Genomic DNA, 19,853 nt, shown 5'->3' with positions numbered 1-19,853 from the left:
GAGAGCTCAGCCGGTCCGGGCGAGCGGTGCGGCGAAGAAGTCCTTCTCGAACGAACTCGACCGCAGGAACGCGTCCCTCATCGCGGCGCGCTGCCTCGGTGAGGCGTCGCGGGCGGCCTGCTCCGTGAACTCGATCGCCCGCTCGGTGGCCGTCGCGAAGACCGGGTCGCCGTAGGTGAGCAGCCAGTCCGCGTAGGGGTGCTCGGGGTGCCCGGAGGCGGCGAGGCGCGACCCGACGTCGGCGTAGAGCCAGAAGCAGGGGAGCAGGGCGGCGACGATCTCGCCGTAGCCGCCGCCCGCGGCGACCGCGAGCAGGTGGTCGGTGTAGCCGCGGGTCACGGGCGCGGGAGTCGCGTCCCTGGTCCCGAGCCGGTCGCGGTGCAGCTGAGCCTCCGCCGCGAGGGCGGACGCCGAGCCCTCGGCCCAGAAGACCTGCTCGGCGGTGGTCGGCGCGCGTTGCGCCGCCACGGCCAGGACGCGGGCGTACTCGGTGAGGTAGAGAGCGTCCTGCTCGAGGTACCACTCGAAGTCCTCCCGCCCGAGGGAGCCGTCGCCGAGGGCCCGCACGAACGGGAGCGCGTCGATCTCGTCGCGGAGGGTCCGCGTCCGCTCCCAGACGTCCGCGCAGAACGCCGGAGGACGTTGCCGGTGGAAGTGGTCGATCGGGCCGTTGCCGGAGCCGACCTCGAGAGCGTCGGCGGCGCGCAGGGCGCTGGTCAGCCACTCCTTGGCCTCCGTCAGCGCCTCGACCAGGGCGTCGGAGGAGGCGTCGCGCCCGGCCAGGAGCGTCGCCATCGCGGACGAGAGCGAGCACCCGGTGCCGTGCGTGTTCGAGGTGGCGACGCGCTCGCCGGGGACCTCGCGCACGAGGCCGTCGGGGGTGACGATCGCGTCCGGGGTGGCGGGGCCGTCGAGGTGGCCGCCCTTCACCAGCACGGCGGCCTCGAGGGCGCGGGCGAGTGCCGCTCCCTGCGCGAGCGCGGCCGGCCAGTCGGAGGCGGTCGGCTCTCCGGCCAGCACGCCCAGCTCGGGGAGGTTCGGCGTCACCAGGTCGGCGCGGCGGAGCAGGTCGCGCACGGCGTCCTCCGCCTCGGGAGCGAGCAGCCGGTGACCGCTGGTCGCGACCATCACCGGATCCACGACCACGACGGGCGGGCGGACCTCGTCGAGCCACTCGGCGACGACTCCGGCGTACTCGGCCGTGGCGAGCATCCCGATCTTCACCGCGTCGATCGTGACGTCGTCGCTCACCGCGTCGAGCTGCTCGCGGAGGAACGCGGCGGGTGGCAGGTGCACGGAGCGGACACCGTGCGTGTTCTGCGCGACGAGCGCGGTGACGACCGCCATGCCGTAGCCGCCGAGCGCGCCGATCGACTTGAGGTCGGCCTGGACGCCTGCACCGCCGGTCGGATCGGTGCCGGCGATGCTGAGGACACGGGGGACGCGGGCGCCGGCGGTCACCGGTCCCACTCCGCTCGGATCAGGCGGGCGGCCGCCGCGGGGTCGGCGGCCGTGCAGAGCGCCGACACGACCGCGAGGCCGGCCGCACCGGCGAGGCGGAGTGGCCCCGCGTCCGCGGCTCCGACTCCGCCGATGGCGACGCAGGGCAGCGCCGTGGCCGCGGCGAGGGCGGCGAACCCGTCGACACCGAGGGGAGCGGGGTGGTCGGGCTTGGTCGCGGTGGGCCGGATGACGCCGACGCCGAGGTAGTCGACCGTCCCCGCGGGCAGGGCGCGGACGGCGGCGAGGTGCTCGGGGGTGTTCGCGGTGAGCCCGATCACCGCGTCGGGTCCGAGCAGCGAGCGGGCGGCGGTGACGGGGAGGTCGGACTGCCCGAGGTGGACGCCGTGGACGCGGGCGCCCGCGAGGCGGGCGGCGAGGGCGACGTCGACGCGGTCGTCGACCAGCAGGGTCGTGCGCTCGTCGAGGACGGCGGCGACGGCCCGGGTCAGGGCGACGAGCTCGGCGGCGGGGGCGTCGTGATCGCGGATCTGCACGGTCGTGACTCCGCCCCGGACGGCGGCGGCGACCACCGCGGGCACGCCGCGCGGGCCGCACTGGGCGGTGTCCGTGACGAGGTGGAGCGAGAGGTCGAGGCTCATGCGATCCGCGCCCCGGCCTCGGCGTCGGCCGGCTGGAGGGCAGCGAGGGCGTCGAGGAGGCCGACGGCGAAGGACCCGGGACCGCTGCTCGCGGCGGCGGCCCGCTCGGCGGCGAGGCCCCAGACCGCGGAGGCGCTGACGGCCGCGTCGAGCGGGCGGGCGCCCGCGCCGAGGAACGCCGCCATCACGGCGCCGAGCGCGCAGCCGCCGCCGGTCACGCGGGTCAGCAGCGGGTGGCCCCCCGTGACCCGGACGATCCGCTCGCCGTCGGTGACGAGGTCGACCGCTCCCGAGACGGCGACCACGCCGCCGGTGCGGCGGGCGAGGACGCGGGCGGAGTCGAGCGCCTGCTCGGCGGTGTCGACGGCGTCCACGCCGCGGCCGCCCGCACCGGCTCCCGCGAGGGCGAGGATCTCGGAGGCGTTGCCGCGGATGATCGCGGGCCGCGCCTCGAGCAGCTCCACCGCCAGAGCGGTGCGGACGGGCAGCGGGCCCACGGCGACCGGATCGAGCACCCACGGGGTGCCGGCGCGTCCGGCCGCGGCGACCGCCTCGCGAGCACCCTCGCGCTGCTCCGCTCCGGGCGTGCCGAGGTTGACGAGCACGGCGGAGGCGAGGCCCGCGAAGACGCCCGCCTCGCCGGGCAGGTCGCACATCGCCGGGCTGGCGCCGAGGGCCAGGAGGCTGTTGGCGGTGAAGCCGGTGACGACCGCGTTCGTGATGCACTGCACCAGGGGCCCGGCGGCGCGGAGCTCGGCGAGATCGCGACCCACGGACGCCGGGTCGGGCGCCGTGTCGGCGGGGAGGGTCGGGTGGACAGGCGTGCGAATGCTCATTCGCGACATCCCTTCGCTAGTACGAACTAGATCAGGTTCAACGGGTCTTCTCTCAGCCCTGGCGGGCACCCCGTGTCACTGCGCACGACCCTAGCAGCGGGCGCGGGCGCGCTCGCTGCTGCAGTGCGAGAGGAGCCAGCGGGCCGTCGTCGCCCCTTCGCCCGGGAGCGGCCGCTCAGCCGGTGAGGATCGTCGAGTCGCCGCGCGGCCCCACCGCGACGCGGAGGCCGATCGGAAGCCGCTCGCGCATCGCGTCGACATGGCTGATCAGGCCGATCGTCCGACCGCCCGACCGCAGCTCGTCGAGCGTGCTGAGCGCCGTCTCGAGCGTCTCGGCATCGAGCGAGCCGAAGCCCTCGTCGATGAACATGGTCTCGAGCGAGATGCCGCCGGACTGCGCCGTCACCACGTCGGCGAGGCCGAGGGCGAGGGCGAGCGAGGCGAGGAACGTCTCGCCACCGGAGAGCGAGGCGGGCTGCCGGCGGACGCCGGTGAAGGCGTCGAGCACGTCGATCCCGAGGCCGGAGGCGGCGCCGCGGTAGGCGAGCGAGTCGTCGTGGGCGAGCGCGTAGCGGCCGCTGGTCATCGCGTCGAGGCGGAGGTTCGCCGCGGTCACGATCTCCTCCAGGCGTCCGGCGAGGGCGAAGGCCTCGAGGTCCATCCGGCGCGTGTTCTGCCCCCGGCCGGAGACGGTCTCGGCCAGCGCGCGCAGCTCCTCGTGGCGGTGGAGGCGCTCACCCAGCACCGCGAGGCGGCCCGCGGCCGTCGCGGTGAGCTCGGCCAGGCGCTCCGAGCGGTGCTCGAGCACGGAGAGGCCGGCTCGCGCCTCGTCGCGACGGGCGGAGGCCTCGCGCGAGCGCCCCTCGGCCTCGGCGAGGTCGACGGCCGTGCCCGGCAGTCCGCGGAGCTCCGGGTCGGCGAGCACCGCCTCCGTCGCGCTCCGCCGTCGCTCGTGCTCGGCGACGACGGCCTCGGCCCGCGCCCGGTCCCCGCTGGCCAGCGCGGCCGACTCGGCCTCCTCGGCGGTCGTGAAGCCGCGCTCGGCGAGGACCTCGGCGAGCTCCTCCCGGGCGGCGGCGGCGGCCTCGGACCGCGAGACGGCCGCCTCCTCGGCCTCGACCAGGGCGACGGCACGACGGCGCTGGGCGTTCAGCTGCTCGACGCGCGAGGCGACGCTCGTCGCGCCGTCGCGGAAGGCCTCGACGCGCTCCCGCAGCAGCCGCAGCGCTTCAGCGGCGAGGGCGGACTCGTCGGCGCGGGCGCGGTGCTCCTCACGAGCGGCGTCCCGCCCGGTCGTGAGAGCGTCGATCCGGGTGCGCAGCCGGATGCGCTCGCGCCGCAGCTCCTCCATGCGGGCGGCGGCGCGGCGCGCCGAGGCGAGCCGCTCCTCGTGCGCCGGGCGGAGCGACTCCGGATCCGCGTCCTCGCCCACGCGCTCCTCGAGCGCCGCGAGAGCCCGAGCCGCGGCTCCCTCGCGCTCGCGGGCGCCGTCGAGGGCGGCGGCGGCGCGCTCCACCGCGACGCGGGCCCGGTCGAGGTCGTCGGTGCCGACCGTCGTCGGGCCGTCGTGCTCGGCCGGGCGGGGGTGCTCGCACGAGCCGCAGACGGGGCAGGGCTCGCCCGGCTCCAGCCGCTCGGCGAGCTCCCCGGCGAACCCGGCGAACCGGCGCGCGATCAGGGCGGCCTGCTCCGCGGCGCGCTCGCCGTGGACGCGCGCCGCGTCGGCGTAGGCCGTGCGGAGCTGCTGCAGGCCCGCCGCAGTGAGATCGCGCTCGAGGGCCGCGGCGATCCTCCGCTCGAGCGCGGCGAGCGCGTCGACGCGCGCGGGGACGGCGGCGGCCTCCCCGGCCAGGGACTCCTCCTCGGCGGCGAGCGCGTCGACGCGGGCGGGCAGCTCGCGCAGCTCCGCCTCGATCCCCGCGAGCGCGGTCGCCGCCGCCTGCTCGGCGCGTGCGGACCGCTCGGCGACGCGCTCCGCGTCGGGGAGCCGGCGCTCCTCTGCCAGCGCCTCGGCGAGGGCGCCGAGGACAGCGGCGAGCCGTTCGGCCGTCTCGGCGGCCGGGCCCCCGGACGCGTCCCCGTAGGCGTCGGCGGCGAGGTCGCGCTGCTGCCGGGCGGCCCGCTCCTTCTCGGCGGCTGCCCGGGCGGAGCGGAGCAGCGGCAGCACGCCGTCGGCCCGGCGCGCGCGCTCGATCGCGGCCCGCTGCTGCTCGACGTGCGCCTCGGCGACCACGAGCTCCTCCGCCTCGATGAGGGCGCGCCGGCGCCGCTCCTGGCCCCGGGCGGTGCGCCGGGCCTCGTCGAGAGCGGCGCCCGCGGCCTCGTGCGCCGCGTCGGCCGCGGCGGAGCCGGCCCGGGCCGCCTCGAGCGGAGCGGCGAGCCGCGCCGGCAGCCCGGCGAACCAGGCGGCGTCCGGCAGAGGCGGCTCGGCTCCGTCATCGAGGAGCCGGACGGCCTCGTCCGCGAGCGCCGTCACGGCCGCGCGCTCCTCCTCGAGCTCGACGGCGCTCGCGTCGCGCTGCTCGAGCAGGCGGCGGCGGAGCAGATCGAAGCGCTCGGTCGCGAAGAGCGTGCGCAGGAGCCGCTGCCGGTCGTCGTTCTTCGCGAGCAGGAACTCGTGGAAGCGGTTCTGCGCCAGCAGGATCACCTGGAGGAACTGGTCCTTCGTCAGGCCGACGATCCGGCCGATGTCGGCGCCCACCTCCTTCGCGCTCGACGAGAGCCCGACCCAGGCGCCGTCGACCTGCTCCAGCAGCTCGACCTTCGCCGGCTGGGTCGTGGTGCCGGTGCCGCGCCGTTTCGGCCGCTCGTACTCGGGCGAGCGCCGGACGCGGTAGACGCGCCCCGCCGCCTCGAAGTCGAGCTCGGCGAAGGTCTCGTCCTCGGGGCCGCTGTGGTCGCTCCGGAGGCGCGAGGCGGTGCCGTCGAAGCGGGGGACCGAGCCGTAGAGCGCGAACGCGATCGCGTCGAGGATCGTCGACTTGCCCGCTCCGGTGCGCCCGGCGATGAGGTACACGCCCACGTCCTCGAGCCGGTCGAAGTCGACGCACTGCTCGGCGCGGAAGGGTCCGAGTCCGGCGAAGGCGAGTCGGCGGATCCTCACCGCAGAGCCTCGGCCTCGACAGCCGCGAGCGCGTCGAGGGTGAGGGCGCGCTCGGTCTCCGTGGCGCCGTGACCGCCGCGGACGTGGGCGAGGAAGTCGTCGACGACCTCGACGTCGCTCCGCCCGCGGATCCGCTCGGCGTACGCGCGCGGCTCGGCCGCGGCGTGCGGGGGCCGGTGCTCGAGCGTCGCGCAGCCGGGGAAGCGCGACTGCAGGCGCGCCATCGCGTCGAGCGGGCGCACGGGATCGGTGAGCACCGCCGAGACCCAGTCGCCCTCCACCTCGGCCAGGGAGGGATCGCGCAGCAGCTGCTCGAGCTCGCCCTCGATCACGCTGAGCCTCCTCGGCACGGGGAGCGGCGACCACTCGACGCCCTCGAGCCCCTCGGGCCCGATCGTCACCAGCCAGGCGCCGCGCGGCTTCGACGCCTCGCCGAACGAGTAGTGCAGCGGCGCTCCGGAGTAGCGCACTCCCGGCAGCAGCTCGGCGCGTCCGTGGATGTGCCCGAGCGCCGCGTAGTCGGCCGCGGCGAAGTGCTCGACCGAGACGTAGTCGAGCCCGCCCGCCGTGATGTCGCGCTCGAGGACCGCGGCCGGGGCTCCGACCGCGAAGCAGTGCGCGAGCACGACCCAGGGACGGCCCGCCGCCTCGGCGGCGGCGCGCACCCGCGCCATCGCGAAGGCGAGCACGTCCTCGTGGCGGCGCAGCTGCTGCTCCGGGTGCCGGTGGCGGTAGAGGGCGGGCTCGAGGAAGGGGATGCCGTGGACGCCGACCTCGAGCCCGGACGCGTCCCGCAGCACGACCGGCTCGGCGTACGCCTCGGGGTCGGTGAGGACGTGGACGCCCGCCCCGCGCAGGAGCCCGGCCTGGAAGCCGAGCCGGGCGGGGGAGTCGTGGTTGCCGCTGGTGAGGACGACCTCGGCGCCGGCCGCGCGGATCGCCTCGAGCGTGCGGGTGAGGAGGGTGTAGTGCTCCGCGGCGGGCACGGCGGAGTCGAAGACGTCGCCGGCGATCAGCACCGCGTCCACGCGCTCGGCCCGCACCGTCTCGACCAGGGCCTCGAGCACGGTCGCGAGCGCCGCCGTCGTGGAGTGCCCGTGGAAGGTGCGGCCGATGTGCCAGTCCGAGGTGTGCAGCAGCTTCACGGTCGTCCTTCCTCTGCGTCGTCCGGGGGAGCGCCTCCAGGCTAGTGAGGCCCTCCGACACCGGCGGCGCAGCGGACACCTCCCGTTCACCGGGAGGTGCACAATAGGGCGTCGGTCGAGCAGAGGAGATGGTCGTGAAGCTGCCCCGCGTCCCCGCGACGATCCTGGGTCTGGGCTCGCGCACCCGCGCCGCCGCCGAGGACACCGCTCCCATCCAGCGTCTGCGCCCGGACGACGAGCCGGCCCGCACCAGCACGGTCGACAACGCGATCTACCAGGACGGCCGCCGGGTCGTCTCACCCGGCAGCATCCCGGAGGCGCTCGCCGCCCTGCAGAAGCTGCCCGACGCGATGGCGTGGATCGGGCTGTACCGGCCGAACGCGGCCGAGCTCGCCGCGCTCGAGGACGAGTTCTCGATGCACCCGCTCGCCCTCGAGGACGCGATCAGCGCGCACCAGAGGCCCAAGCTCGAGCGGTACGGCAGCGACATGTTCGTGGTGCTGCGCGCCGCCAGCTACTCCGACCAGCGCGAGGAGGTCGACTTCGGCGAGCTCCACCTGTTCGTGGGGTCGAACTTCGTCGTCACGGTCCGCCACTCCGAGAAGCCCGACCTCTCGCTGGTGCGGCGGCGGATGGAGGCCGATCCGGAGCTGCTGCGCGTCGGCCCGGTCGCCGTGCTGTACGCGATCCTCGACGCCGTCGTGGACCAGTACTCGCCCGTCGTCGCCGGTCTCGAGAACGACATCGACGAGATCGAGGCGCAGGTCTTCGAGGGCGACCCGGCGGTGTCCCGCCGCATCTACGAGCTCAGCCAGGAGGTGCTGGACTTCCAGCGTGCGGTCGCTCCGCTGACCGGCATGCTCGGGCGGCTCGTCACCGACTTCGAGGTGTTCCAGTCGGATGTGGAGCTGCGCCGCTACATCCGCGACGTCGCCGACCACGTCGCGCTCGTCACCGAGCGGGTCGACGGCTTCCGCACCACGCTGCGGGAGATCCTGGCGGTGAACGCGACCCTCGTCGCCCAGCGCCAGAACGAGGACATGAAGAAGCTCGCGGAGGTGGGCAACCAGCAGAACGACGAGGTCAAGCGGATCTCCGCCTGGGCGGCCATCTTCTTCGCGCCGACCATGATCTCGAGCATCTACGGCATGAACTTCGACGTGATGCCCGAGCTGCACGTGGCGTGGGGGTACCCGGCGGCGCTCGCGGCGATGCTCGCCTCGAGCGTGGTGCTGCACCGGCTCTTCAAGCGGTGGGGCTGGCTCTGAGCCCGCGTCCCGCGACGTGTCAACACCGTGACGGTCCCGGAGGCTCCGCGTAGCGTCGCTCGCGGGCCGTCCGGCCCCTGAACGGAGGGACTCCCGATGACTCCGGAGGACACGACCACGACGGCCCCGCGGCCCCGCTCCCTCTGGCGGGCGGGCGCGGCTCCGATCCCCTCCGACGAGTTCGTGCCGGGCGCGCACTACGACGACGTCGTGGTCGGCGCCGGGCTCACCGGGCTGGTCACCGCGCTCCTCCTGCAGCGGACCGGCCGGCGCGTGCTGGTGCTGGAGGCGCGGGAGGTCGGCGCCGTCACGACCGGGAACACGACGGCGAAGCTCAGCCTCCTGCAGGGAGCGCACCTCTCCCGGATCGCGGAGCGCAACATCCCCGCGGTGACCGAGGCCTACGTCGCGGCGAACCTCGCGGGCTTCCGCTGGCTGCTCGACTACTGCGAGGGCGCGGGCGTGCCGGTGCAGAGGCGCACCGCCTACAGCTACGCGCAGACGCCCGAGGGCGTGGACGCCGTCCTGAAGGAGCACACGACCGCGCGCCGCTTCGGCCTCGCGACCCGCCTCGTCGGCGAGCTCGACGTGCCGTTCCCCAGCACGGCGGCCGTCGCCCTCGACGACCAGGCCCAGTTCGACCCGATGGACGTCCTCACGGCGCTCGCCGCCGACTTCCGCGCCGCCGGGGGCACCCTGGTGCAGGGCGTCCGGGCCCTCGGGATGCGAGCGACCGCTCCCGTCCGGGTCCGCACCAGCGCGGGCCCGGTGACCGGGGACCGGGCCTACCTGCTCACGGGGGCGCCGATCCTCGACCGCGGCCTCTACTTCGCCAAGATCGCCGCGCTGCGCTCGTACGCGGTCGCGTTCCGCACCGACGCGCCGATCCCCGACGGCATGTACCTCTCGGTCGACGAGCCGTCCCGCTCGGTGCGCGACGCCGAGCTCGACGGCGAGCGGCTCCTCCTGATCGGCGGCAACGGCCACCCGGTGGGGCGCAGGCCCGTCACCTCGGAGGCGGTGGACGACCTGGTCGCCTGGACGCGGCGGTCCTTCCCGAGGGCGGAGCCGGTCGCGCAGTGGAGCGCCCAGGACTACGAGCCGTTCCACCGTGTGCCGTTCGTGGGCTGGCTGCCGCGGGGCCGCGGACGGATCTTCCTGGCGACCGGCTACGACAAGTGGGGGATGACCAACGCGGTGCAGGCCGCGATGACGCTCGTCGCCGACCTCGAGGGCAGGACGCCGGCCTGGGCGAGGACGCTGCACCGCCGGCCCACGCTGCCGCGGGTGATGGCGGAGGGGCTCGGCGCCGGGCTGGCGGTGGGCGCCTGGTACGCCCGCGGCTGGTCGGCAGCGCTCCGCGCGCCCCGCTCGGCCGGGGTGGTGCCGGCGGAGGGCCAGGGCTCGCTCGCCCGCGACGGCCTGCAGCCCGTCGCGGTCTCCACCGTGGAGGGGAGGCGCTGCGCGGTGTCGGCGGTGTGTCCGCACCTGGGCGGGATCGTCACCTGGAACGACTCGGAGCGCAGCTGGGACTGTCCGCTGCACGGCTCCCGCTTCGCAGCCGACGGGACGGTGCTGGAGGGGCCGGCGGTCGAGCCGCTCGCCCCGCTGGGCTAGGCCGGCCGCCGGCTCCGCGGAGCCGAGCCGACGGCCGGCCCCGCAGAGCAGGCGGCTCAGTCCTCGTCCGCTCCGGGCTCCGCGACCTCGTCGCCGTCCGCGCCCGAGGCGTCGCCGGTCGTGTGCAGATCGGTGTCGCCCGGGATGCTGAAGTCGCTCAGCGGGTCCAGGGGCTTCTTGTCGTCGGTGTCGTCGCTCATGCCTGCCACCCTACGAGCGTCCGGCGAGGCGCTGCACCGCGGCGACCGGGATCGACAGCCACTCCGGCCGGTTGCGCGCCTCGTAGATCGCCTCGTAGACGGCCTTGTCGAGCTCGAACGCGTCGAGCACCGCCCGGTGCGCGGTGACCGCGTCGCCCGCTTGCTCGGCGTAGCCCTCGAGGAACGCGGCACGGCTCGCCGCCGCCCACGCCGCCCTCGAGGCGCCCGGCTCGGCCTGCTCGTGCGCACCCGCCGCGTAGTCGAAGGAGCGCAGCATCCCCGCCACGTCGCGAAGGGCCACGTCGGGAAGACGGCGCTCGTGCATGGGCCGCAGCGGCTCGCCCTCGAAGTCGAGGAGCACCCAGCCGCGATCGGGCACGGACAGGACCTGCCCGAGGTGGTAGTCGCCGTGGATGCGCTGGAGCCTCGGCCACGGCGCGGTCTCGGCGGCGCGGAACACGGCCTCGATCGCCTCCGAGTCCTCGGCGATCACGGGGACCTCGGCCGACGCGATGCGCAGGCGACGGCGCATGGCCGCGACCATCCGCTCGACGACCTCGGACGTGGTGTCCTCGGTCGGCATGACCTCCGCCAGCGTCGCGTGCACCTCGGCGGTGGCGCGGCCCAGCTCGCGGGCGGGTCCGGTGAAGTCGGAGTCGGCGGCGACCGCCTCGAGGGCGACGCGCCACGCGTCCTGGACCCCGGGGAGGAACTCCTGCGCGAAGGCGAGGTGCCCGAAGGCGCGGCCCGTCTCCTCGCCCTCGTCGTCCCACTCGCCGGTCACGTTGCCGATCACGGGCGGGACGAGGGCGCTCCCGGCGGCGTTGAGCGCCGACTGCACCGTCACGTCCGGGTTGTCGCCGTGGTGGAGGGCGCGGAAGACCTTGACGATCACCGGGGTCGCGTCGGATCCGTCGTCGGCGGTGGTGCGGACGATCACCGAGGTGTTCGACTGCTCGCCGCTGAGCACCTTCGAGGACGCGAACGCCCCGATCGCGGCACCCGGTTGCCGGTGGCCCTCGGCGCGGGCGCCGCCCTGGGCGCCGTCCTCGTCGGAGCGGCCACCGTCGGCGATCATCCCGAGCAGGGCGCGGGCGAACACCGGGTCGCGCGGAGCGTCGTACACGAAGTGCGCGTCGTCGGAGTAGACGAGGGCGTCCTCGAGCCCGGGCACCGGAGCCGCGTGGACGGTCACCGGCACCTGGTACAGCACCGGGCTCGTGCCTGCCCGGTCGATGAAGAGGTGGTCCACCACCTCCGCCTCGCCGGGGTGCAGCGACCAGGCGCCGCGGACCTCCAGCTCGGGGCGCCGCCCCTTGCTCGCGTACCACCTCTGGTCCGCCACCCATGCGGCGATGCGGTCGATCGACAGGCCTGCGCTCATGCTCTTCCCTCCGTCGGCACCCCGAACCCTACTGGCCGCGGACGACGGGCGGAGGGGCTTGCGGCGGGGCGCTCAGGCCAGCTCGAGCACGTCCAGCGTCCAGGCGTACTCGAACGCGATCTCGCGCCAGCGCTCGTAGCGTCCGCTCACCCCGCCGTGTCCCGCGGTCATCTCGGTGCGCAGCAGCGCGGGAGCGCCGACCTCGCGGAGCCTGGCCACCCACTTCGCCGGCTCCACGTACAGCACCCGGGTGTCGTTGAGGCTCGTCGTCGCGAGGATCCGGGGGTACTGCACGCCCTCGCGGACGTTCTCGTAGGGCGAGTACGACTTCATGTAGGCGTAGACCTCGGCGTCGTGCAGCGGGTCGCCCCACTCGTCCCACTCGATCACCGTGAGCGGGAGCGACGGGTCGAGGATCGAGGTGAGCGCGTCGACGAACGGGACCTGCGCGAGGACGCCGGCGAACGCCTCCGGGGCGAGGTTCGCGACCGCGCCCATCAGCAGGCCGCCGGCCGACCCTCCCTGCGCGACCAGGCGGTCCGGAGTGGTGAAGCCCGCGTCGACCAGGTGCCGCGCCGCGGAGACGAAGTCGGTGAAGGTCGTCCGCTTCGCCAGCGTCTTCCCGTTCTCGTACCAGGAGCGGCCCATCTCCCCGCCGCCGCGGACGTGCGCGACGGCGAAGACGACGCCGCGGTCGAGCAGCGAGAGGCGCGCGATCGAGAAGCCCGGGTCGATGCTCGCCTCGTACGAGCCGTAGCCGTAGAGGAGGAGCGGCGCGGGGGCCGAGTCCGGATCGGCGGCGTCGCGGCGCCAGACGAGCGAGAGGGGCACCCGCGTGCCGTCCTCCGCCACGGCCCACTCCCTCCTCTGCACGTAGAGCGCGGGGTCGTAGTCGCCGAGCACCGGCTGCTGCTTGAGCACCGTGCGCTCGCCCGTCGCGACGTCGAGCGCGAGCACGGTCGAGGGGGTGACGAACGAGGTGTAGGCGAGGCGGAGGGAGGGCTGCTCCCACTCCGGGTTCCCCGCCAGGCCCGCGTCGTAGAGCGGCTCGTCGAAGACGATCTCCTCGAGCCGCGCTCCGGCGCCGTCCTCGCGGAGGAGCCCGAGCCGGGTGGCTCCGTCGGCGCGGTACGAGACGACGACGTGCCCGGCGAAAGCGTCGACGCCCTCGATCCGGCGGCCCTCGCGGTGCGGCACCACCACGCGGCGCTCGCGGGCCCGGGCGTCGGCGTCGAGCGACAGGTCGGCCGGCTCCTCGACGATCTCGAAGTCGAGGGCGCCGTCGTTGTGCACGATCAGCAGGCGGTCGCGTCCGTCGACGACGGCGTGCTCGACCTCGTACTCCACGCCCTCGCGGCGCGGCCACACCGAGCGGAACGAGCCGGTCGGGTCGGACGCGTCCAGCAGCAGGCACTCGCTCGTGATCTTGCTGCCGATCTCGATGACGAGGAAGCGGCGGCTGCGGGTGAGGCCCACGCCGATCCAGTAGCGCTCGTCGGGCTCGGCGAAGACGACCTCGTCCGGGGTCCCGGCGCCGACCTCGTGCCGCCAGATCGTGTCGGGGCGCCAGGACTCGTCGACGGTCGGGTAGAAGACGAAGCGCGCGTCGGCGCCGAATGCCGCTCCGCCGCCGGTGCCCTCGATGACGTCCGGCAGGTCCTCGCCGGTCTCGAGGTCGCGGATGCGGAGGGTGTAGCGCTCGTCGCCCTCGACATCGGTGCCGAAGAGCAGCCGTCGGCCGTCCGCCGAGACGTCGAAGCTGCCGAGCGAGAAGAAGTCGTGCCCCTCCGCCTCCGCGTTGCCGTCCAGGACGACCTGCTCGCCCTCGAGCGGACCGCCCTCGGCGATCGACGGCGGCGTCCAGTCGTCCGGCCCGCTGATCGGCGCCCGGCAGTGCACGGCGTACTGGCGGCCCTCGTAGGAGCGCGAGAAGTACCACCAGGAGCCCTCCCGGACGGGCACCGAGAGGTCGGTCTCCTTCGTCCGCGAGCGGATCTCCTCGAACAGGCGCTCGCGCAGCGGAGCGAGAGGAGCCAGCACCGCCTCGGTGTACGCGTTCTCGGCCTCGAGGTGCGCGATCACCTCGGGGCTCTCCTTCTCGCGCAGCCACTCGTAGTGGTCGACCACCACGTCGCCGTGGTGGCGGCGCTCGAGGGGGACGCGGCGGGCGACGGGCGGAACGGGCGCGGTCATCGCTCCAGCCTAGGGCGAGGGCGCCCCTGGCCGCCCGGGGTGCCGCAGCGGCGCCGGGCGTGATCACAATGGAGCATGGCCAGCGGTGCGGAGAACGAGTCGGCGACGTCCCGGGCGGGCGGTGCGCGGAGAGTGCAGACCGAGGTCGAGCGCAAGTACGACGTCGACGCGGGCACCCGGCTGCCCGACCTGACCGGCACCGGGAGCGTCGCGAGCGTCCGCACCGAGGAGCCGGTGACCCTCCGCGCCGAGTACTTCGACACCGCCGAGCGCGCTCTGTCCCGGGCGCGGATCACGCTGCGCCGCCGCGAGGGCGGATCCGACCAGGGCTGGCACGTCAAGCTGCCCGGCTCCTCCGGCCGCACCGAGATCCACGCGGAGCTCACGGCCTCGCGCACGGTCCCGTCCGCCGTCCGCGAGCCGGTGCTCGGGCAGGTGGGGCGCGCGCCGCTCGAGCCGCTGGCGCTGCTCGAGACGGTCCGCTCGATCACCCGCGCCCTCGACTCCCACGGGCGGGAGCTCGCCGAGATCGCCGACGACCTGGTGACCGCGCGCGACCAGCGCACCGGCCGCGAGCGGCGCTGGAGGGAGTGGGAGGTCGAGCTCGTCGACGTCCCTGGGGACGAGGGCGAGCGGGTCCTCGACGCGATCGAGCAGCGCCTCCTCGCCGCGGGCGCCCGCCCGGCCGCCAGCGCCTCGAAGCTCGCCCGGGCCACCGGCGGCCCGATCGAGGAGACGGTCCCGGATCCGCGGAACGGCGGGGAGGCGGCGCTCGCCGCGGTCCGCTCGCTCCTGCGCGAGCTGCGCGCCGTCGACCCGCGGGTGCGCCTCGAGGCCGACGACGCCCTGCATCGGATGCGCGTGCTCGCGCGCCGGCTCCGGTCCGTCCTCGCCGCCTCCCGCTCCGTGCTCGACCGTGCGGCGACCGACCCCGTGCGGGACGAGCTGCGCTGGCTGGGAGGGGTCCTCGGCGCGGCTCGCGATCAGGAGGTGCTCGCCGAGCGGTTCCGCGCCTCCCTGGCGGCCGTCGAGGGCGCCCCGAGCTCCCCCTCCGCCCTGCTGGAGGAGATCGAGCACCGGCACGCCGCGGCGCTGCGCCGCGTCGACCGCACTCTGCGCGGCGGCCGCTACCTCGCGCTCCTCGCCTCGCTCGACGCCCTGCTCGCGGACCCGCCCCGCACCGCGCGGGCGGGCTCGAGCGCGACGGCGCTGGTGCGCCGCTCCGTCGCGAAGGACCTCGCGCGCATCTCCGCAGCGGGCTCCGCGGCGGCCGGCGGCTCGCTCGAGGCCAGACACGACCTGCGGAAGGCGGCGAAGCGTCTCCGCTACACGGTGGAGGCGTGGCGGGCGGTCGTCCCCGAGGCCGTCGGCGCCCGGCGCCGCTCGCTCGCCGAGGCGGGCGAGGACCTCGCCGACGCCCTGGGGGAGGAGCGCGACGCGCTCGCCGCCCGTGCGCTGATCCTGAAGGAGGCCGATCGCAGCGGGGAGGGGGCCTTCGCGCTGGGGGTCGTCGCCGCCGAGGAGCGGCACCGCGCCAGGCGGGCCGCGAAGGCCGCGGAGAAGGCGGGGGACCGTCTGGGGTCGCTCTCGCGCTGACCGTGCGGCCCCGCGGTCGCTGTCAAGCCGACGGCCCGGTCACACGGACGAAATCCACGGCGGATAATGTGAATCATGCCTTCCGTCCGTGCTCTTCCGTCACCGCTCCTGCGCCCGCGCCACTTCGACCGCGACGACGTCGTGGTCCATGCCGGCCTGTTCTCGCTGGTGAACTCGAGTACGACGCCCCGCGCGGCCTGGACCGAGGACCTGATCGCCATCGGCGAGGTCCTCGACGCCGCCGAATTCCCCTACCGCCTCATCCGCGGCACCGACGGCTCGCCCTTCCTCGCGGTGGACCGCGTGCTCGGCGCCGAGCTGGCCACGCTGCTGGCGCGTGCCTTCGCGACCGAGCCCTTCTACGCCAAGACGGTCGACAAGCGGGGCACCCCGCCCCAGCTCCTGGCCGAGGGCGTGCTCGCGCCGTACCCGCGCGCCTCCGTCTTCAAGCTCTTCCGCCCGCGCGTCTCCTCGACGGGATCGCTGCGCTACGGCGCCCGCAGCGGCGTCCGCCTCGAGCTGTGGAAGGTGGGCGAGGAGGAGATCATCACTCCCGCCGAGAACGCGCTCATGCGCAACAGCCTCCCCGTCGCCGAAGCCATCGACGCCCACGTCGAGGCGTACGGCCGCACCTGGCCGACGTTCGAGGGCATGTTCGAGCCGCTCGTCAGCGACATCCGCTTCGAGGTGGACATCGTCTTCTCGTGGGTCGACGGCACCGACCTGGAGTTCCAGCGCGCCCGTGCGGCCCGCATGGCGAGCTACGTGGTGGGCGAGGGCGACGACGCTCCGGCGCGCTTCCGCCAGATCGACGAGCTCAAGTACGCCCTGCGCAGCGTCTACATGTACGCGCCGTGGATCCGGCACATCTACATCGTCACCGACTCCCCGCGCCCGCGCTGGCTGGACGAGCACCCGGACGTCACCCTCGTGCGCAGCGAGGACCACTTCCGCGACCTCTCGGTGCTGCCGACGCACAACTCCCACGCGGTCGAGAGCCAGCTGCACCGCATCCCGGGGCTGGCGGAGCACTTCCTCTACTCCAACGATGACATGTTCTTCGGGCGCCCGGTCGACCCGTCGATCTTCTTCTCGCCCGGGGGTATCACGAAGTTCATCGAGGCGACGACGCGCATCGGCATGGGCGACTCCAACGCCTCCCGCAGCGGCTTCGAGAACGCGGCCCGCGTCAACCGGCGCCTGCTCCGCGAGCGCTTCGGCGCGATGACGACCCGTCACCTCGAGCACGCCGCCACGCCGCTCCGCAAGACCGTGATGGCCGAGCTCGAGGCCGAGTTCGAGCCGGAGTTCACCGCGACCGCTGCGAGCCGCTTCCGCTCCGCGAGCGACGTCTCCGTCACCAACTCGCTCTACCACTACTACGCGCTGATGACCGGCCGCGCGGTCGTGCAGGAGAACGCCTCGGTGAAGTACGTCGACACGACGATGCACCAGGGGCTGAAGGACATGCGCAAGCTCCTCAAGAACCGCGGAGTCGACTTCTTCTGCCTCAACGACGGCAGCTTCCCCGAGATCTCGGCGGAGGCGCGCACCAAGGCCGTCATCGGGTTCCTCGAGGAGTACTACCCGATCCCGGCTCCGTGGGAGCGCGAGGACTGACCGTGGGCTGGGCCGTCGGGGGAGCGGTTGCCGGGCTGCTTCTCGGCCTGGCGAGCTCGCTCGTGTTCCCGGGCATCGGAGTGGGAGCGGGCGTCGGCGTGGGCGTCGCGCTGGCCGCGGCGCTGGCGTTCGCCGGATGGCTGTTAGCGCGGGACCGCGCTGGCGGGCGCTGATACCGCCGGCCGTGTCCGAGGACGCGGTCGACGCGGCGCCCGGAGGCGTCGGGGCGACCCCGACGCCCCGTCGCGTCGCTACGCGCTGACGCCCACCGGCTCCACGAGCGGCGGGTACAGCGCCTCGTCGCGCGCGACCGGAGCCGCCGTCGCCGCGGCGATCTCGACGCCGCGGTCCGCGAGGATCCGCTGCGTCTCGTCCGCCGAAACGTACGACACCTCGGTCGAGGCGCCGATCGGCACCACCGAGTGCAGCACCGTGCCGTCGTAGACGTGGATCAGGTTGAACGCCTGGGCGCCGTTGCGGGCGCGGGTCGCGCCCACCGGCACGTTGAGGTCCTGGGTGTAGCAGGTGGCCGACGCGACCGAGACCGGGATGCCGGCGAACATCGCCGTCGACGAGTAGTGCAGGTGGCCCGCGATGATGCTGCGGACGTCGGAGCCCTCGAGCACCTCCGCGAGGGCGGGCTGGTCGCGCAGCTCCACGAGGACCGACAGGTCGAGCACGCTCGGCACCGGCGGGTGGTGCAGCGCGAGGATCGTGCCGTGCGGGGCCGGGCTGGAGAGCTCCTCCGCCAGCCAGTCGAGCTGCGCGTCCGAGATCTCGCCGTAGTGGGCGCCGGGCACGGTGGAGTCCAGCGCGATGATCCGGAGCCCGTTGACGTCGTGCACGCGGTCGACCGGCTGCGTGGTCGGGAGCTGGTCGAGCAGCCCCGAGCGGAACGCGCCGCGGTCGTCGTGGTTGCCCATCACCCAGATCACCTCGGCGCCGAGGCGTGCGGCCGCGGGCTCGACGACGGCGCGCAGCTTCGCGTACGCCTCCGGCTCGCCCTTGTCGGCGAGATCACCCGTGATGACGATGGCCTCCGGACGTCCGCCGGACGCCTCCAGCTCGTCGAACAGGAGCCGCAGCTGGGCCTCGCTGTCGACGTCGGAGCCGTACAGGCCGCCGTCTCCGGCGATGAAGTGGGTGTCGCTCAGGTGAAGGATGAAGTGGTTGGGCCGGGGGTACTCGGCCTGGCGGAGGGACATGATCCTCGGGTTCCACGATCGGCGGGAGCCGGATCACGCGACCCGGCGTCGGCACTTGCGCACTGCTCCAGCGGAGGCGACCCCGCTGCGATCAGTCCATCATCGCGGGGTGAACTCCGGGCCAACACCGGTCGGCGCGTCATCGAACGGTTCTCCCAGGTTGCCGGTCGCTGCGCGGTCCTCCCGGACCCCGGAGGACCGCCGCGATCAGAGCCGGGCGAGCAGCCGCGCGTAGAACTCGATGGCGCGCTCGAACTGGTCGGCCTCGACCGACTCGTCGACCCCGTGGATCCCGAGCTGCTGCCGCGGGCTGATCTCGAACGGGATGAAGCGGTAGACGTGGTCGCTGATGGCGTGGAAGTGCCGCGCGTCGCTGCCGCCGGTCTGCACGTAGGGGGCGACGACCGCGTCCGGGAACGACTCCTGGACGACCGCGCGGAGCAGGTCGTACGGCCCGCCGTCGCCGCGCTCGCCGGTGGGGGAGACGGGGGAGGGCTCGTGGGCGACCTTCACCTCGACCTCGACCTCCGGGTCGTCGATGACGGCGCGGATGCGCTCGACCACGCCCGCCACGGTGCCGCCCGGGTTGATCCGCACGTTCGCGGTGGCGCTGGCGCTGGAGGCGAGGACGTTCGCTCCGGTGCTGCCGCGCAGCTCGGTGATCGCGACCGTCGTCCGCAGCATCGCGGCCGAGCGGTTGGAGTGGGCGGCGAGCGCGCCGACGACGGCTTCCGGGTGCTCGTGCGGGCGGGCGTACCAGACGGCGTGGGCCGCGTCCGCGTGGTCGGCCGCCGCGCGCACCAGCTGGGCGATCGGCTCCGGGAGGGTCGAGGGGAACGGGTTCTCGGTCAGGCGGTGGATCGCCCTCGCGAGCCGCTGGGTGGCGAGCAGCCCGGGCGGGGGCGGCGGGGCGGAGGCGTGGCCCCCGACGTCGCGGCAGGTCAGCTCGAGGTTCATGATCCCGCGCTCGGTGACGCCGATCACGGCGATCGGGGTGGTGACGCCGGGCAGGATGCCGCGCCGCACGTTCCCGCCCTCGTCGAGCACGAGGCGCGGGCGGACCCCGCGCGCGCCGAGCAGGGCGACGACCGAGGGGGCGCCGTCGCCCGCCGTCTCCTCGTTGTGCGTGGAGAGGAGGTACACGTCGTGCCGGGGCCGCTCGCCCCGCAGGACGGCCGCCTCGACCGCTTCGAGGAGGGCGACGAGGGAGCCCTTGTCGTCGAGGGCGCCGCGCGCCACGACGGAGGTGCGGCCGTCCGCGGCGACGACCGTCTCGGCCGCGAACGGGTCGTGCGACCACTCCGCCGCCGTCACGCTGACCACGTCGTAGTGGGCCATCAGCACGGCCGGCTCGCCCGGCTCCTCACCGCGCCAGCGCCAGAGGAGGGAGTGGCCGGCGACGGTCTCGGAATCCAGCGCCGCGTGCAGCGCCGGGTAGAGCTCGGCGACGAGCTCCCGGAAGGCGTGGAAGCGGCTCCAGTCGGTCGCCGACTCGTCCGAGTGGGACACGGTGTCGACGCGCAGCAGGGCCTGGAAGCGCTCGAGCGCGGTCGTCGTCACCGGGCTAGCCTACGACGGCGGTGC

15 protein-coding genes and 1 riboswitch are annotated in these 19,853 nt (G+C 74.8%); of the genes, 5 read left to right on the top strand and 10 right to left on the bottom strand.

Going from position 1 to position 19,853, the window contains the following annotated elements:
- Positions 1–6: 6 nt before the first annotated feature.
- The 5 genes from thiD to C5C57_RS00265 all read right to left on the bottom strand — a co-directional run bounded on the left by thiD (position 7) and on the right by C5C57_RS00265 (position 7,186).
- Complete coding sequence (thiD, locus tag C5C57_RS00285) at positions 7–1,461, bottom strand: bifunctional hydroxymethylpyrimidine kinase/phosphomethylpyrimidine kinase (RefSeq protein ID WP_104246563.1); 1,455 nt, start codon at positions 1,459–1,461, stop codon at positions 7–9.
- Positions 1,458–2,102, bottom strand: coding sequence for a thiamine phosphate synthase (gene thiE / locus C5C57_RS00280; protein ID WP_104246562.1), 645 nt, complete (start codon positions 2,100–2,102; stop codon positions 1,458–1,460). The genes thiD and thiE overlap by 4 nt, the downstream gene beginning before the upstream one ends.
- Positions 2,099–2,938: a hydroxyethylthiazole kinase gene (gene thiM, locus C5C57_RS00275; protein ID WP_104246561.1), complete on the bottom strand. Its 840-nt coding sequence runs from the start codon at positions 2,936–2,938 to the stop codon at positions 2,099–2,101. Before thiM ends, thiE begins: the two co-directional genes overlap by 4 nt.
- Positions 2,930–3,021: riboswitch (TPP riboswitch) on the bottom strand. (Overlaps the previous gene by 9 nt.)
- 92 nt (positions 3,022–3,113) lie before the next feature.
- Positions 3,114–6,041: an AAA family ATPase gene (locus tag C5C57_RS00270; RefSeq protein WP_104246560.1), complete on the bottom strand. Its 2,928-nt coding sequence runs from the start codon at positions 6,039–6,041 to the stop codon at positions 3,114–3,116.
- Positions 6,038–7,186, bottom strand: a complete 1,149-nt coding sequence (locus C5C57_RS00265) for an exonuclease SbcCD subunit D (protein WP_104246559.1) — start codon at positions 7,184–7,186, stop codon at positions 6,038–6,040. The genes C5C57_RS00270 and C5C57_RS00265 overlap by 4 nt, the downstream gene beginning before the upstream one ends.
- A gap of 128 nt (positions 7,187–7,314) precedes the next feature.
- On the opposite strand from C5C57_RS00265, the gene C5C57_RS00260 reads away from it, so the two are divergent.
- Together C5C57_RS00260 and C5C57_RS00255 are read left to right on the top strand one after the other, a co-directional pair.
- The gene (locus C5C57_RS00260; RefSeq protein ID WP_104223070.1) at positions 7,315–8,454 is read left to right on the top strand and encodes a magnesium and cobalt transport protein CorA; all 1,140 of its coding nucleotides are present in this window, start codon (positions 7,315–7,317) and stop codon (positions 8,452–8,454) included.
- A 96-nt stretch (positions 8,455–8,550) separates the two neighbouring features.
- A complete protein-coding gene (locus C5C57_RS00255; RefSeq protein ID WP_104246558.1) occupies positions 8,551–10,071 on the top strand; it encodes an FAD-dependent oxidoreductase in 1,521 nt (506 codons plus the stop codon).
- Positions 10,072–10,127: 56 nt separating this feature from the next.
- Here the strand turns inward: C5C57_RS00255 and C5C57_RS17895 are convergent, their stop codons facing one another.
- From C5C57_RS17895 to C5C57_RS00245, 3 genes are all read right to left on the bottom strand, one after another.
- The gene (locus C5C57_RS17895; protein WP_159914626.1) at positions 10,128–10,271 is read right to left on the bottom strand and encodes a hypothetical protein; all 144 of its coding nucleotides are present in this window, start codon (positions 10,269–10,271) and stop codon (positions 10,128–10,130) included.
- Positions 10,272–10,281: 10 nt separating this feature from the next.
- Positions 10,282–11,655, bottom strand: a complete 1,374-nt coding sequence (locus tag C5C57_RS00250; RefSeq protein WP_104246557.1) for a phosphotransferase — start codon at positions 11,653–11,655, stop codon at positions 10,282–10,284.
- A 72-nt stretch (positions 11,656–11,727) separates the two neighbouring features.
- Positions 11,728–13,848: a S9 family peptidase gene (locus C5C57_RS00245; RefSeq protein WP_104297144.1), complete on the bottom strand. Its 2,121-nt coding sequence runs from the start codon at positions 13,846–13,848 to the stop codon at positions 11,728–11,730.
- A gap of 75 nt (positions 13,849–13,923) precedes the next feature.
- On the opposite strand from C5C57_RS00245, the gene C5C57_RS00240 reads away from it, so the two are divergent.
- The 3 genes from C5C57_RS00240 (at position 13,924) to C5C57_RS17535 (ending at position 17,237) form a co-directional block, all read left to right on the top strand.
- Positions 13,924–15,444, top strand: coding sequence for a CYTH and CHAD domain-containing protein (locus C5C57_RS00240; RefSeq protein ID WP_104246555.1), 1,521 nt, complete (start codon positions 13,924–13,926; stop codon positions 15,442–15,444).
- Positions 15,445–15,519: 75 nt separating this feature from the next.
- Complete coding sequence (locus C5C57_RS00235) at positions 15,520–17,064, top strand: stealth family protein (RefSeq protein ID WP_104233778.1); 1,545 nt, start codon at positions 15,520–15,522, stop codon at positions 17,062–17,064.
- Positions 17,046–17,237 carry a hypothetical protein gene (locus C5C57_RS17535; protein ID WP_146082316.1) on the top strand — a complete coding sequence of 64 codons (192 nt, stop codon included), beginning with the start codon at positions 17,046–17,048 and terminating at the stop codon, positions 17,235–17,237. The genes C5C57_RS00235 and C5C57_RS17535 overlap by 19 nt, the downstream gene beginning before the upstream one ends.
- 78 nt (positions 17,238–17,315) lie before the next feature.
- On the opposite strand, the gene C5C57_RS00230 is transcribed toward C5C57_RS17535, so the two are convergent.
- Entirely contained in the window at positions 17,316–18,269 is a 954-nt protein-coding gene (locus C5C57_RS00230) for a phosphodiesterase (RefSeq protein WP_104246554.1), read from the bottom strand.
- Between the two features lie 207 nt (positions 18,270–18,476).
- Complete coding sequence (locus C5C57_RS00225) at positions 18,477–19,829, bottom strand: M20/M25/M40 family metallo-hydrolase (protein WP_104246553.1); 1,353 nt, start codon at positions 19,827–19,829, stop codon at positions 18,477–18,479.
- Between the last annotated feature and the right edge of the window lie 24 nt (positions 19,830–19,853).

This window comes from Rathayibacter sp. AY1C5, from assembly GCF_002931705.1.
In the GTDB taxonomy this organism is placed as follows: Bacteria; Actinomycetota; Actinomycetes; order Actinomycetales; family Microbacteriaceae; genus Rathayibacter.
This window is presented reverse-complemented; position numbering and strand designations above follow the sequence as displayed.